The organism is Acinetobacter sp. YH12070 (genome assembly GCF_013419625.1).
Classification (GTDB): domain Bacteria; phylum Pseudomonadota; class Gammaproteobacteria; order Pseudomonadales; family Moraxellaceae; genus Acinetobacter; species Acinetobacter amyesii.
The window spans coordinates 26,291-41,500 of record NZ_VOZT01000019.1 but is presented as its reverse complement, the minus strand read 5'-3'; the positions used below and the strand labels follow the sequence as shown (position 1 = coordinate 41,500).

Sequence of the window (15,210 nt, the reverse complement as noted above, 5' to 3'; positions counted from 1 at the left end):
TTCTTGTCTGAATTATGTATGTAATTCAGACAATATTCCGCATCTTGTCTAACAAAATTATGAAATCATCTGTGCTTTTAAACGCAAGATTTCATCACGTAAACGAGCGGCTTGTTCAAACTGCAAATCTTTCGATGCTTTCAGCATTTCTTTTTCCAGCTTGTTCATATGTTTTGCTAAAAGTTTTGGATCAGACATCAAATGACGTTCATCTGCAGTTAATGCCTTAGCCTGATCTGAATTTTTTGCATCGATTTCATCATCTGTCAGCACTTCACCTGTATCAATATCATTGACGTTTTGACGCACTGCACTTCGTGGCGTAATGCCATGCTCAAGGTTAAATGCAATCTGTAAATTACGACGACGATCCGTTTCATCAATGGCTTTTTGCATGGAGTCGGTCATACGATCTGCATATAAAATCGCTTTACCATTTAAGTTACGCGCTGCACGACCGATGGTTTGAATCAAAGAACGCTCAGAACGTAAGAAGCCTTCTTTGTCTGCATCTAAAATGGCTACTAAAGACACCTCGGGCATATCTAAACCTTCGCGCAGTAAGTTAATCCCAACGATTGCATCGTACACACCCGAACGCAATTCATGAATAATTTTAGTTCGTTCAACAGTGTCAATATCTGAATGTAAATAAGCGACTTTAATGCCGTATTCTTTCAAATACGAAGTTAAATCTTCTGCCATACGTTTGGTTAGCGTTGTGACTAACACACGCTCATTTAAATCTTTACGATTATTAATTTCTGACAGTACATCATCCACTTGCGTCAAGACTGGACGAATTTCAATTTCAGGATCGACCAAACCTGTAGGTCGAACCACTTGCTCAACAACTTGTTCAGATTTTTCCATTTCATAATGTGCAGGTGTTGCACTAACATAAATGGTCGAAGGAATAATCCGCTCCCATTCTTCAAATTTCATTGGGCGGTTATCAAGCGCACTTGGTAAACGAAAACCGTAATTCACTAAGTTTTCTTTACGTGAACGGTCACCTTTATACATGGCCCCAATTTGCGGAACAGTCACATGCGATTCATCGATGATTAATAAGGCATCATCAGGTACATAATCAAACAAAGTCGGAGGTGCTTCACCTGAAGGTCGACCTGACAAGTGCCGTGAGTAGTTTTCAATACCGTTGGTATAGCCAAGCTGCTGCATCATCTCTAAGTCATAACGTGTGCGCTGTTCGATACGCTGTGCTTCGAGTAATTTATCATTTGCACGAAAGAACCCCAGTCGGTCTGTAAGTTCTTCTCGAATAGTCCCAATTGCACGCTGTAAGTTATCTTTAGGCGTCACGTAATGGCTCTTTGGATAAATCGTAATACGTGGCACTTTACGTACAAGTTTTCCTGTCAAGGGATCAAACCATCGAACTGAATCGACTTCGTCATCAAACAACTCAATTCGAATTGCATTTTGATCCGATTCTGCAGGGAAAATATCAATAATTTCACCACGGATACGGTATGTGCCGCGTAGGAATTCGAGTTCATTGCGGGTGTATTGCATTTCCACCAGCCGACGGATGATGTCATCACGGCTGATACGGTCACCTTCTACGATATGTAAAAGCATACTCATATAGGCATTCGGGTCACCCAGACCATAGATGGCTGAAACTGACGCTACAATGATCGCATCACGTCGTTCTAATAATGCCCGGGTTGCCGAAAGACGCATTTGGTCAATGTGATCATTAATGGATGAGTCTTTTTCAATAAAGGTATCTGAAGATGGAACATAGGCTTCGGGCTGATAATAGTCATAATAACTGACGAAATATTCCACAGCATTATGCGGAAAGAAGGCTTTAAACTCGCCATAAAGCTGTGCAGCCAAAGTCTTGTTATGCGCCATAATAATCGTTGGACGTTGCGTGCGTGCTATCACATTTGCCATGGTATAGGTTTTACCAGAACCAGTTACCCCTAAGAGCAACTGGTCATGCATTCCTTTCTCAATCCCCTTGACCAATTTCTCAATCGCTTGAGGTTGATCACCTGCGGGCTGATATTGTGTTACCAGTTCAAAAGGCTGTTCCTGCATCACACTCTTCTTCAACAGTTTTTATAGGGCTTTATTATGAGGGCAAAGTTGCACAAAACAACGCTAAATTTATGTAAAAAGCCAAAGTCTCTTACAGACAGAAGTAATCTTTATTTAGTATGAGTTTCTAGATTATTTCGTCAACTTCAAAATTATAAATCACCTGATTGAGCCAATTTTTTTCAAAGAAACTCTTTAGGCTAAAAAACTCATAGGTAAAGCGTTCATTTATCCCTTATTAATACTTGACCTATATAAATTTCATCTGCAACATGAACAAAAGGACGCCACAGATCAAACTTATGACTTACCAATATCATGACGAAAGTATTGTTAAAAACTTAGCTGAAGATACCATTTTTGTTTTTGGCAGCAATATGGCAGGTCAACATGCTGGCGGTGCAGCGCGTACCGCACTAGAGCATTTTGGTGCAATGAATGGTATTGGTCGTGGATGGGCAGGTCAAAGTTTTGCGATTCCAACCATGAATGAGCATTTACAACAAATGCCGTTGTCACAAATTCAACACTATGTCGATGATTTTAAAATCTATACCAAGAATCATCCGAAGACTAAATACTTCATAACCTCGATCGGTTGTGGTGTCGCTGGCTATAAAGTTGAAGAAATTGCCCCCATGTTTAAGGGGATTTCCAGAAATGTTATTTTTCCAATTTCATTCCGTCCTTTCGTTGAAAAAGCTTTACCTAAACTTACTTCGAAACTTCTACATACAATTTTTCAAGACTCGGTAATTTTTGCACCTTCGGCAGATGAATTGGTTGATGTTCTGGCCTTAACAGATAATGAAAAAAGTCTTGCGAAAATTGTGCTGAATACCCAAATGTACCCGACAGATAGCAATGGTCGTGACCGTATTTTTGAAATTGAAGATATTTTGCATGCGCTGAATGGGAAAATATTTGAGTTTCAAAGTAATTCTGAAGGCCCGATGATGTTTGGCGGCGTTATTTTAGCCCTACTTGAACTGTACAATATCAATGAAAAAGATTTCATCGATGTTTGGAAAGCTGAACGTGAAATTGCTGCACCAAAGCCTGAAAATAAAGCCCGTAAAGCCAGCCGCTAAAGGCTCTTTTCACCACATTTGAAACACCCAAAAAGCCAATGTCCATATTGGCTTTTTTTCTACGGTTGACTAATGACTTTTAGCGATTTAAGTCACATTAAAAATAAAACTTATTTTACATATCACATTATTTTAATATCATTTTTTTCGTCTTATACTACTTGCTGACATTATCATAAAGAATGACGAGCACATAAAATAGACATGCTAGATTCTCCTTTTTTTGAGCTATCCCCCATTGCCATGTGACTTGAAGATTACAGTGAAGTCAAAAAACAATTTGATCTCTGGCGTCAGCAAGGTGTGCAGGATCTCGCTACTTTTCTTCAACAAGATGAATCACGTATTCTGCAATGTGCGAGAAAAATAAAACTCTTACAGGTCAACGCAAAAACGTTGGAACTTTATCAAGCACATGACTTTGAACATTTATGTCAAAACCTGAATTTAGTTTTTCAGGCCGAGATGTGTCAAACACACATTAGAGAATTGGTTGCATTGTGGAATGGTGAAACACATTTTTCCCATTCTGCCGTGAACTATACGCTTAATGGACAACGCCTAGACATTCAACTCAAGGGCATCGTGCTACCGAGTCATGAGCAGGATTTATCTGCCGTCTTAATAACGACTGAAGATATCACCTCTTATACTGAAGCTTGCCATTTACAAGAACAAAGTCGTCATTTGGCAGAAGCGCGTTTTCATTATTCTCCGACCTCACTTTGGGTCGAAGATTTTAGCCGGATTAAAATCAAATTAGATCAGCTTCGCGCTTTAGGTATAGAAGATTTTGTGACATTTTTGGATGTTCACCCCGATTTTGTACAAGAGTGCATTAAAGAAATACTGATCGTTGACGTCAATCAAGCCACGCTTGATTTATTTGGCGCTCCGAATAAAGAAATATTGCTCAAAAATGTACATAAAGTGTTTGCCAAAGAGATGCTGCAAACTTTTAAAGAACAGTTGATTGAACTTTGGAATGGCAATCTACATCATCAACGTGAAGCTATAAATTATGCACTTGATGGCAGTATTCGCCACGTCTTACTACAATTTACTGTATTTCCCGATTATCTCGACGACTGGAGCACCGTGCAGGTTGCATTAACCGATATTACCGCACGTAAAAAGGCTGAAAATTATCTTGAGTATTTAGGTAAGCACGACGTATTGACCAAACTCTATAATCGTTCATTTTATATAGCAGAACTCAAGCGTCTTGAACGCAATCAATTACGTCCTGTTTCTTGTATTTTTATTGATTTAAATGGACTAAAAGAACTCAATGACAGTATTGGGCACGATGCTGGTGACAGTATCCTCAGACGTCTGGGCAACATTTTAAACCAACTTATTCAGCATACGCCCTATTCTGCTTCACGCATTGGCGGTGATGAATTTGTCATACTTTTACCGGGTGCTGATGATGCAGCATTGCAAAACTGTTTACAAAGTTTGAATGAGTTGTTATTGGTCGATAACCAATTTTATTCTAATCAACCGATGAGTATATCGATTGGTTCAGCCACCAATATCTTGAATGAGCGAATGGAAGATATGCTTAAACGTGCAGATCTGGACATGTATCGTCAGAAAAAAAAGTATTATCTCAATAAAGACCGAAGAATTCAGTCTGAAATACGCAATTAAAAACAATAATTTGCAATAAAAAAGCCATGGTTTTAATCATGGCTTTTTTATTTAAATCTCTTAACGCTTACCCATCGAACGACGTGTACCGCGTGGTGGCATCCAAGTACGGTCAGCATAACGCTGCGGTTTTGGACGCATATCTTCAAAGATTTCATCCGAAGCATTATCTTCAGCTTTTTTAATCGGAAAAGGCAAATTGACTAAAGCCTTTTTCTTGGGAGGGTTTTGCGTACTCATACGAATAACTCAATTGAATCTAGCGCTATTGTACAAAAAAAATGGTTTTGGTGTAAAAGGCTTTGAGTGATTAGCCTCGATTGACATATAAAGACTCCATAATTAGCTATGAATTTTTATATCTATAGAGGACAACAGCACAAAAAACTGCTTTAAATATGGTCGTTTTAAACTAATTTATTGACCCAAATCAACCAAAGCACTGTCATTTATGTCAATAAATATTGAGTATTTACAAATAGATAGAACCATTTCTAAATTTCAAAAAAGTTAGATTTTTTACACAAATACCTAATTAAAGCCTTCAAATAATACAAATCATCAAGAATGTTACAGGATTATTACGTTTATTCTTGTTTTCTATAACATTTTTTACGCACTAATTTTGAATAATGGGCAATTAGAAAAATTATTATCAATTTACGGACATGGAGTCCTTTAAAATGAAAAAAAGTGTATTGTGCATTGCTGCTTCTATGGCTGCCCTACCTATGCTCAGTCATGCAGACTCACCATATTTTAGTTTAAAAGATGGCGATGGCTTCAAACGTTTTTCTGTCTCTGTTGGTGCTCTACATGTTATGCCACAAGGTAAAGCACAGCCATTCCGTGTAAATACTGCCATCAATGAAGGCTATGAGGCAGATGTTGGCGAAGTTAAATCACAAACAGTAAAAGACAATATTCGAGAAGGGTACAAAGTTCCGCCCCTACTAGAAGTTGCGCTAAATACTTTGGACACTGTTCCTGCTGAAATGAGTGGTAAAGCCACTATTTCAGGACTTGAACAATGGGACAATCCAGGGACAGGTCTTGAAGCAGACGACGTCACCACGCTTGGGATCATGACCAACTATTTCTTCACTGACAATGTATCACTAGAAATGAAAGCGGGTATTCCGCCAAAAGTTGATTTACAAGGCTCAGGGAAAATTTATGCACCATTTTCTGCCATTGCAAAACCACTCGGCGGTGCACTGGGAAATCTTGAACTTGAAAATGATATTTTCATTACCGACTTAGGCGCACATGGTGCAGCAGCTTCTGCACGTGCATGGACTCCGGCTGCTGAAATCCAATATCACTTCGGTAAAACTGGCGTCAATAAATTCCGTCCCTATGTGGGTCTAGGCGTGATGTATGCTTACTTCAATGAGTTGGAAATGAATCCACAAATTGAGAAAGATTTAATTGCCGCAGGTCACATGATTGCCAACATTAAAGAAGGTAATGCAGGCGCTTCTTTAGAAGGAAAACCAAGTAAGGCAAATCCAAAAGTTGATTTAGAGGCAACTGATGTATTTGCTCCGATTGCAACGGTGGGCTTCACCTATGACTTCAATGACAAATGGTTTGCTGTAGGTTCTGTCAGCTATGCACACCTACAGAATGAAACCACCATTACCGTTACAGATGCGACACATGGTGAACTGATCAAATCTAAAGCCGATATTGAAGTAAATCCAATTCTTGCGTATGCAGGTATCGGTATGCGTTTCTAATTAATAACCTGAATATAAAAAAGACGGCTACAGCCGTCTTTTTTATTAGGCTATATATGGTCTTTTATTTTGAATTATCTCTTCAACCTCTTTTAAACACTTTTGAATTTATGCTGAGGCAATTTCCTTTATTCATCCATAGTTACCTATAAAAAAAATTTATTGTTTGGTGAATTAAATTTAATCGCAACTCTGCGTTTATTCGAATACCATTGGGTTAAATTTAAAAAATGTAGACTGCTGTATGTCTGATACTCGTTTCTCAAAGCCCCTGATTTACATGCTCATTGGCAGTGCTATTATTTTGGCATTGTCTTTAGGGGTTCGTCATGCATTTGGCCTCTATCTCGTGCCGATGAGTGATGAATTTGGTTGGGGACATAACGTATTTAGCCTTGCCATTGCCATGCAAAACTTAATTTGGGGTGCTGTGCAGCCAATTACTGGAGCTTTTGCAGATAAATATGGCAGTAAGATCGTGGTCGCCGTCGGTGGTGCATTATATGCCCTCGGACTATTACTCATGGCCGTCAGCTCCACCGGTTTACTGCTTAATTTAAGTGCAGGTTTAATCCTGGGTTTGGCTCTCTCGGCCACTTCATTTCCAGTATTACTCTCGGCCGTAGGACGTGCAGCGCATCCAGAAAAACGTAGTTTAGCCATGGGTATTGCCAGTGCTGCAGGTTCTTTTGGTCAGTTCATTATGCTGCCCTCTACGTTACTGTTACTGCAAAAATTTGGTTGGTCTTCAGCTTTGGTGGTCAGCGCCATTTTAATTGCACTTATTATTCCTTTAGCTTGGATGCTAAAAGCACCAATGTATGTTGCACCAAATGCAACCAATACGCATGAAGCCTCTCTGACTTTTAAACAAATTTTGCAATTGGCTTGGGAGCATAAACCCTTTTGGTTTCTAGCACTCGGTTTCTTTGTCTGTGGCTTCCAAGTGGTGTTTATTGGCATCCATCTTCCGGGATATTTAATCGATCATGGTTTTAATGCCACTACAGGCACTATTTTCCTAGCGCTCGTTGGACTGTTTAATATTGTCGGCACCTACACAGCAGGTTTGCTCGGTGGCAAATATTCCAAACCAAAGCTGTTAATGGGACTGTATGGTTTACGTGGCATTGCCATTATTGCCTTTCTTTTGCTGCCTTTAAGCACATGGACAATCTATGCATTTGGCGTCATTATGGGTCTACTATGGCTTTCTACTGTACCACTCACCAACGGCATTGTGGCCAATATGTTTGGCGTTAAATATCTCAGTATGCTCAGCGGTATCGTGTTCTTTACTCACCAAGTCGGTTCATTTTTTGGTGGCTGGTTGGGTGGTGTGAACCACGATATGACTGGTAACTATAATGCCATTTGGATTTTTTCGATTGTCCTGAGTATTTTTGGGGTATTGGTACATTTCATGGTTAATGAGGAAAGTGTCATTCATGACTAATTCAACACTGTGGTTCCGACTCAGTATTGGCATCAGTATTCTGGCCTTGTTGGCCTTATCCATCGGCTTATGGAGCCAAACGCCTGAATTATTCGAATACTTTAACCAAGCGTTTTGTGCACATTAAAGACGCATAGAAGCCTTAATTCCAATTCAAACTGCTGTTTTATCAACACTACAACAGCAGTTTTTTAGCTATTTTCTACACGATTCAATAAAAGCTGCATTTTCAGCATATTAGTATTAATAATAAGTTTTTTCATAAACTTAGCTTATTTTTTAATTTTCCAACCTGCACTTTCTTCCTTAGATTAAGTCTCAATAAAGAACAATTTGAGAACTTATGAAATGACCGCATTGACTCAACTTTCACAAGCCATCCATGATGCTCCACGTTGGCATCAAGCAGAACAATTTCAAGATGGCAATGAAATTCGTATTGAAACGCAACATGACCAAGCTTTGGGGGCTGTGGTTTATGGTTTAGATGCGCGTAAAGCACAGTCTGGGGAAACCATCTACCGTTTAAAACAAGCGTTGGCAGAACACTTGATTTTAATTTTTAAACATCAAAGTCTAGATGATTTACAGTATCTCGCGTTTGCAAGTTACTTCGGTTCAATCTTCCGTCCCGGTGCAGATATTCCTGTGCTAGCGTCACAAGATGATACCGGTACACCACCAGACGTCGTACCTGTGTCAAATGCAGTTGGTAAAGGAGACTATACTGGACATGGTGAATTGGCTGCGCATGCAGACCATCAGTGGACTCCACTGCCATCTTTTGGTTCATTACTCTATGCCATTGAACTGCCACAAGACGGTGGACAAACCTCATGGTATAACACCATTAAAGCCTATGAAGCTTTAGATGAAGCGACACAAAAACATTTAGACCAACTTCAACTCATTACCTATAACCCATTTGTCCGTGCCAAAAATAATAAAGGCACAACGGGATATGGCGCTACACCGCTTTACCGTTTCAAAGACCAACCGATTGTTGGACATGCTTATCCACATCCGCTAGTACGTACCCATCCAGAAAGTGGCCGTAAAGGTCTGTGGTTAAATGAACGATCTGAAGTCGAATTGGTTCACTACGATGATCAGTCAGGCAGTGAATTGATTGCATCTTTACGTGAACATTTATTGAAACCTGAGTTTCGATATGAACATCAATGGGAAGAAGGTGACATTGTATTTTGGGATAACCAAGCCACTTTACACTCACGCCGCCCTTTCCCTTCAGACCAACGCCGCTTATTAAAGCGAATTAGCTTAGCAGGAGGACGACCATACTAATGTTGAACTTCATGCCAACAATAAAAAATAAATAACCCTGTAAAATCCGTGTTTGAGCAATAACTCCAAATAATTAAAATGTTAAAACAATAAGAACACTGCTCAAATTACGGATGATCTATATCTAATGCCTTAAAACCTGAAATTAAATGATCTAACATCGCACGTACACCCGGCAGCATGCCTTGTCGTGTCGCGTAGGCAACATGGATGACCCCTTGCGGCAATTGCCATTCAGGAAACAGTTCAATTAACTCACCACTTTTTAAAGCATCACGTACAAACACTTTGGGCAAAGAAGCGATTCCCACGCCAGAAATAACAGCAGAAATCATGGCACTAAAACTGTCAGTTCTTAAGCGTGGATGAAATTCAATTTGTTGAGTTTCACTTTTTTCACGATGTCGGAAATCCCAAAAATGTTTAGGCCGATCAAAACCAATACACGGAAAATTTTAAATCTCAGCCAATTGCTGTGGTATTTCACGCTCGAAGAAAAGTTGTGGCGATGCCACCAAAACATGATCCCAAGCATCTAAATCTCGAACGATCAAATCACTATCCATTAAAGGCATATTGCGCACACGAATGGCTAAATCTACGCCTTCCTCAATGACATCAACCCGATGATTGGTCGCCATCAGGTGCACACTGATGTCTGGATATTGCTGCATAAAATCGGTGACCATTTTTGCAACAGGCATTTCCACCAAAGCCACAGGACAAGAGATTTTAATTTGGCCACAGAGTTGGTCATTCAATGTACTAAGCACAAAGTTTTCCGTTTCGCTGACTTCCTCTAAAATTTTTAAGCAATGCAAATAGAACTGTTGTCCTATTTCAGTTACTGTAAATTTACGCGTATTACGCTGAATCAGACGCACCCCCAAACGGGTCTCTAATTCTGTGATACGGCGTGATAGCTTAGATTTTGTAATACCCAATGCTTCACTGGCTTTGGTATAACCTTGGTATTTCACCACTTGCACGAAATAGTAATAGTCATTTAAATTTTGCATGATTGTTTCATTTTTAGAATAATCTGTTGAGTTTTTCGCCCTGTCATTCCCTCACTATACCTCAATAATAGATCTCAGAAGCAATAAATTGAGGGCTGAATTATGAATTCAATCAAACGTGTTTATCATAGTGATCGTAGCACTTGGGTGGGCGATGGCTTCCCAACAAACTCTATGCTCCCTATGCAAGAAATGGGCAATCAAACCAGTCCATTCCTCGTTATGGGCTATACCGGCCAATATCATTTCTCTCCAAGTCATCATCAACGTGGTGTTGGGTCGCATCCACATCGTGGCTTTGAAACAGTAACCATTGTTTATGAAGGAGAATTGGAGCATTTTGACTCTAAAGGAAATCACGGCAGCATTGCCAAAGACGAAGTGCAATGGATGACTGCGGGTCGAGGCATTATGCATGAAGAACATCATTCTAAAGATTTTGCCAAAACTGGCGGAAATTTAGACATGGTACAACTTTGGGTGAATTTACCTAGTCATGCCAAAATGACTGAACCTCGCTACCAAGAACTGACTACAGCCAATATTGCTGAAGTTAAACTTGCACAAAATGCAGGCGTGGTACGCGTCATTGCTGGCCAATTTGAAGACACAATGGGTGCAGCTGAAACCTTTAGCCCAATGAATGTCTTGGATGTGCGCTTGAATGCAAATGTTGAACAGGAATTTTCATTCAACCCACAGTGGAATAACATGATTTTTGTATTAAGTGGTGCGATCGAAATTGAAGGTCAACGCTTTGATGCGAAACAGACTTTATATGTCAGTGACCAAGTATCGTCCTTGAAACTTAAATCTTTTGAAGCAACCAAACTGCTTATTTTAAGTGGCGAAGCTTTAAATGAACCTATTGCGGCACATGGACCATTCGTCATGAATACTGAAGATGAAATACGTCAGGCATTTTATGATTTTCAACATGGTCATTTTGCTTAAATATTTCCACGATAATGTCCCAATAAAAAAACCGCCTTCTGGCGGTTTTTTTTATATCTATTTTGGTATGAATTACGCATCATGCTTTCAACAGATTATTGCGTGACTTTTTGATAAAACTCATCGATTGTATTGACCATTTGATCGAGTCCCGGCTGTTCCAAAGGATAATGTCCTGCGTTTTTCAACATGACAACATCGACTGGAACTTGGTGAATCCGTGCTAAAAATGGCTGACTTAAAGCCAAAGGCGTCCAACGGTCTTGTTCAGGCTGCGTTAGTAGAATTGGGCAGACATCAAACTGCTCCGGTGGCGTGTCATTTTTATAATATAAATACGAATCTAGAAATTTAACCGATACACTATTCCCAGCTGACGTTTTATCTTTGAAAAAGACCTGCAATGCTGCGTCATTATTCACCAAACGATGCATTTTACTTACCCAACGCATCGGCATTGGCAATGCTGATAATGGTGTATGTGCCGTCACATGAGCCATTGGACTGCCCACGCGGCTCATAAATTTATTCAAAGAGACTTGATCACGCACGGTTTTATTTGAAGTATCTAGAAAGGTCATACCGACGATACCTTTCACCTGTTTATTTTTTGCCGCCACGTGATAGGTCAACATACCACCTGCACTAAGCCCATACAAAACGATAGGACGATGATCTTTTTGTCGCTCGGCTTCAATGAGGTCATTGCCTGCTTGAACCCAGTCATCATAACGAATTTTTGAGCCCTTTTTGACTTGGGTGAGGCCATAACCGGGCATATCAATAGCGATAGTTTCATAGCCACGCTGTGCCAAAGGATGCCCCAAAATCATCGACATTTGTCGACCATTTGTTCCTACAACATGAAACAGAATCACCTTCACTTTTGCCTGTGGATTTCGATAGGTATCTAAGTGAACAGTATGACCCTGCCAATTCCACCACTCTTCTTTAGGGCGCTGCGTTTCGGTTAAATGGTATTCTTTAGGTAGATAGGGCTGAATGTCCTGCCAACTGTTTTGATCTGCATAACTTGCTAATGGTTGTGTAGCAGGTAGCTGATCATCTGCAAATGCCATGATTGAAAGTAACGATGCTATGCCACTCATCACCCACTTCAATAAAGCGCTCAAAATTTCTGATAAGGTGTCTGATTTTGGAGAAGTCATTTTTAGACAATTTTTTATGTGTATGTGCTGATGCTAATCAGCGGCGGAAACCGACGCCATGTGCATGTGGGACAGCACTATGTCACTTTATCCAATTATCTTTTTCCCTGCTAAGCACTTCAAAATATTTTTGAAGCAGGATTTACATACTCCTGCAATAATCAGCCTTTAAGATCTTTTAACTTTAATAATTTTATCCTTTAGAAATTCATAACCTTACTTTTGATTTTAAATATTGGTAACGCATGAGCCAGTCCAAACCACAACGAAACCTTGTCATCTTTCTCACCTTTTTAAGATTAGGGTGTATTGCATTTGGTGGACCTGCGGCACATTTGGTGTTGTTTTTTCAATATTTTGTGAAACAAGAAAAATGGATAACAGAGCATGAATATGCGCATTTGCTTGCCTTGGCTCAAGTCCTTCCAGGCCCAACAAGTAGCCAGCTCGGCATGGCGATTGGATTTCAACTCAATCGCTATCAAGGTGCTTGTTTTGCGTGGTTAGGCTTTACTTTACCTTCAGCCCTGCTGATGTGTACCGCGGCCACTTTAAGTCTAAAACTCAGTAATCAACTCTCAACTTTATTCTTTCATGTTATTCAGTTAATCGTCCTTGCTGTGGTTGCATGGGCATTTTGGCAAATGATGCGAAGCTTCTGTAAAACAAAATTTCAGTATCTAGTCATGCTTTTAGCTGCATTTTTTATTTATTTCTTTCAATTTTCTCTAAATCAAGTTTTGGTGATTTTATGCGCTGCAATTATCGGTTTAGTTTTATCATCAAATAACTTGCACAACAAAAAGCCAAATATCGCCGAAACAGTTCCACCTATACATAACAATTTAAGCCTGAATACAGGTGGCAATACACATACTTCATGGCTATGGCTTCTCGCCTTTATCAGCCCTTTTTTCGTTCTGCCATTCTTCGATATACAACACAGCAGTGTCTTGGCATTTAGCTTAGAAAGCTTCTACCGCACAGCGTCCCTCGTCTTTGGTGGTGGACATATTATTTTGCCATTTTTACATCAGGACTTTGTCTCGACAGGACTGATCAGTAATGAAAATTTTGACTTAGGCTATGCCCTTGCACAACTCATGCCGGGGCCTTTGTTTAGTTTCGCCGCCTATCTCGGCACACTTTTACCCATGACTGATGTGCTACTCTTAAATACTGTACTCGCGACTGTGGCGATATTTTTACCATCATTTTTATTATTGTTTGGCTTATTACCGTTTTGGAATAAGTTGATGAAATACCCGATGCTTTTCGGCACCTTAAAAATAATCAATGCTGCTGTCGTCGGTCTATTACTGTGTCTACTATTTCAAATGAGCCAGAAATACATCATTCAATGGACGGACTTTATATTTGTTGCCGTCGTTATTGCTTTACTTCGCAGCAAGCTGCCAGCCTGGTTTAGCTTAATAAGCAGTTTTATCGGCTATTATGCTTTTTTAACTTTTCTACCTTTTTAAACTTAAGCAAAAAAACTATAGCTAAAGGAATAATCTAATCCTCATCGATTAAGCTTGCGCCCTTGACCACGGTCTTCCCCTCGACTTGATCTAGTTGATAATGCTGCACATCACTATACTGTTTGATCATTTCAACCAGTTCATTGGAATGTGTGGTCAACCAAAGCTGCGTATAGCGACTTGCTTCGGCAATCAGCATCGCCAAGGCAGGTAATAAATCGGGATGTAAGCTATTTTCTGGCTCATTCAGTGCCATAAAATTTGGGGGTCTTGGACTCAATAAAGCCACAGCTAAACACAAAAACCGTAAAGTCCCATCTGAAAATTCGGCACTTTCCAAAGGTCTTAAGATCCCTTGCTTTTGCATCATCATTTGAAAGCGCCCACCCATTTCCTGCACATAAAATTGGGTCTGCGGAAAGGCTTTTTCTAGTACTTCAAACAAGGTTTCACTGTTGCCACGCTCACGTAAAGTTTCAAAGGCTGCGGCTAAATTTGTGCCATCATGCGCTAAAACTGGCGAACGAATACCCACCTGTGGGACACGGATCGGTGAATTTCCACTGACTGAAAACTCATGATAAAAGCGCCAGTTTTTCATGGTCTCACGCACTTGTGAAACTTCGGGATATAAGTGTGGATCGGACAATTGTCCAAACACCGACTCTTCTGGTGTTAATGCCATCGGATAAGCAATCCGTTCTTCATCAACATTTTTAAGAAATGCCGCTTGGTTGGTTCTCTCTAACAACTCGCTCATTTTTCGACGTTGATAACCGCTTAACCAAATTCCTTCTAGTTTGACCAAAGGATCGAGTGCAAACAAGGTGATGAGCGGTTCAGGAAAACCTATTTCAAGTTGATATTCATAATGCTCCATCTCCACTGCAAGCTTCATGCGCTTAGGGTCTTTCGATCGATCACCCGCACGGTGACCACCTGCCCACATGATTTTTTGAATCCCGCCCTCATTTGCAATAGCTTGGGATAATTGGCCATTTGCAGCTTCATGCAGGAGACGTACAGCTTTATATAGATTGGATTTACCACAACCATTCGGACCACTGACAATATTCAGACGCGACAAGGTCAGACTCATATGATGAATAGATCGAAAACCTTGAATAGTCACTGAACGGATCGTCATGGGTTACCTAAAATGAGTTGAAAATGCTGATGATTATGAGTTGATTGACTGTATATTTTGTATGCACTTTATTCTACCCATAAAAAACCCGCAAGCCGAAACTTACGGGTC

Annotated in this window: 11 protein-coding genes and 2 pseudogenes; 8 read left to right on the top strand and 5 right to left on the bottom strand. The window is 40.0% G+C overall.

The window, feature by feature from the left end:
* Window positions 1-57: 57 nt before the first annotated feature.
* On the bottom strand, window positions 58-2,079 hold the full coding sequence (gene uvrB, locus FTU17_RS07670) for an excinuclease ABC subunit UvrB (RefSeq protein ID WP_180135037.1): 2,022 nt from the start codon (window positions 2,077-2,079) through the stop codon (window positions 58-60).
* 299 nt (window positions 2,080-2,378) lie between these two features.
* Here uvrB and FTU17_RS07665 point away from each other — a divergent pair, with 299 nt between their 5' ends.
* Window positions 2,379-3,167, top strand: coding sequence for a hypothetical protein (locus tag FTU17_RS07665; RefSeq protein WP_180050860.1), 789 nt, complete (start codon window positions 2,379-2,381; stop codon window positions 3,165-3,167).
* A gap of 198 nt (window positions 3,168-3,365) precedes the next feature.
* Window positions 3,366-4,823, top strand: a pseudogene (locus FTU17_RS07660) (diguanylate cyclase domain-containing protein).
* 60 nt (window positions 4,824-4,883) lie between these two features.
* Here FTU17_RS07660 and FTU17_RS07655 read toward each other — a convergent pair.
* Window positions 4,884-5,063, bottom strand: coding sequence for a hypothetical protein (locus FTU17_RS07655; protein ID WP_078190224.1), 180 nt, complete (start codon window positions 5,061-5,063; stop codon window positions 4,884-4,886).
* A 443-nt stretch (window positions 5,064-5,506) separates the two neighbouring features.
* On the opposite strand from FTU17_RS07655, the gene FTU17_RS07650 reads away from it, so the two are divergent.
* From FTU17_RS07650 to FTU17_RS07640, 4 genes are all read left to right on the top strand, one after another.
* Window positions 5,507-6,565, top strand: coding sequence for an OmpW family protein (locus FTU17_RS07650; RefSeq protein ID WP_180111707.1), 1,059 nt, complete (start codon window positions 5,507-5,509; stop codon window positions 6,563-6,565).
* A gap of 244 nt (window positions 6,566-6,809) precedes the next feature.
* Window positions 6,810-8,021, top strand: coding sequence for an MFS transporter (locus FTU17_RS07645; RefSeq protein WP_180135036.1), 1,212 nt, complete (start codon window positions 6,810-6,812; stop codon window positions 8,019-8,021).
* Entirely contained in the window at window positions 8,014-8,148 is a 135-nt protein-coding gene (locus tag FTU17_RS17490) for a hypothetical protein (protein WP_257220694.1), read from the top strand. The genes FTU17_RS07645 and FTU17_RS17490 overlap by 8 nt, the downstream gene beginning before the upstream one ends.
* A 221-nt stretch (window positions 8,149-8,369) precedes the next feature.
* The gene (locus FTU17_RS07640) at window positions 8,370-9,326 is read left to right on the top strand and encodes a TauD/TfdA family dioxygenase (protein WP_180135035.1); all 957 of its coding nucleotides are present in this window, start codon (window positions 8,370-8,372) and stop codon (window positions 9,324-9,326) included.
* A 107-nt stretch (window positions 9,327-9,433) separates the two neighbouring features.
* On the opposite strand, the pseudogene FTU17_RS07635 reads toward FTU17_RS07640, so the two are convergent.
* Window positions 9,434-10,345 (bottom strand): annotated as a pseudogene (locus FTU17_RS07635) (LysR substrate-binding domain-containing protein).
* A gap of 102 nt (window positions 10,346-10,447) precedes the next feature.
* Between FTU17_RS07635 and FTU17_RS07630 the strand changes: the two are divergent.
* Window positions 10,448-11,299, top strand: coding sequence for a pirin family protein (locus FTU17_RS07630; RefSeq protein ID WP_180010429.1), 852 nt, complete (start codon window positions 10,448-10,450; stop codon window positions 11,297-11,299).
* A 95-nt stretch (window positions 11,300-11,394) separates the two neighbouring features.
* Here FTU17_RS07630 and FTU17_RS07625 read toward each other — a convergent pair whose 3' ends face one another.
* A complete protein-coding gene (locus FTU17_RS07625; RefSeq protein ID WP_257227374.1) occupies window positions 11,395-12,378 on the bottom strand; it encodes an alpha/beta hydrolase in 984 nt (327 codons plus the stop codon).
* A 335-nt stretch (window positions 12,379-12,713) separates the two neighbouring features.
* Here FTU17_RS07625 and chrA point away from each other — a divergent pair, with 335 nt between their 5' ends.
* Window positions 12,714-13,952: a chromate efflux transporter gene (gene chrA, locus FTU17_RS07620; RefSeq protein WP_180135033.1), complete on the top strand. Its 1,239-nt coding sequence runs from the start codon at window positions 12,714-12,716 to the stop codon at window positions 13,950-13,952.
* A 34-nt stretch (window positions 13,953-13,986) separates the two neighbouring features.
* Here the strand turns inward: chrA and FTU17_RS07615 are convergent, their stop codons facing one another.
* Window positions 13,987-15,099 carry an AAA family ATPase gene (locus FTU17_RS07615; protein ID WP_180135032.1) on the bottom strand — a complete coding sequence of 371 codons (1,113 nt, stop codon included), beginning with the start codon at window positions 15,097-15,099 and terminating at the stop codon, window positions 13,987-13,989.
* Between the last annotated feature and the right edge of the window lie 111 nt (window positions 15,100-15,210).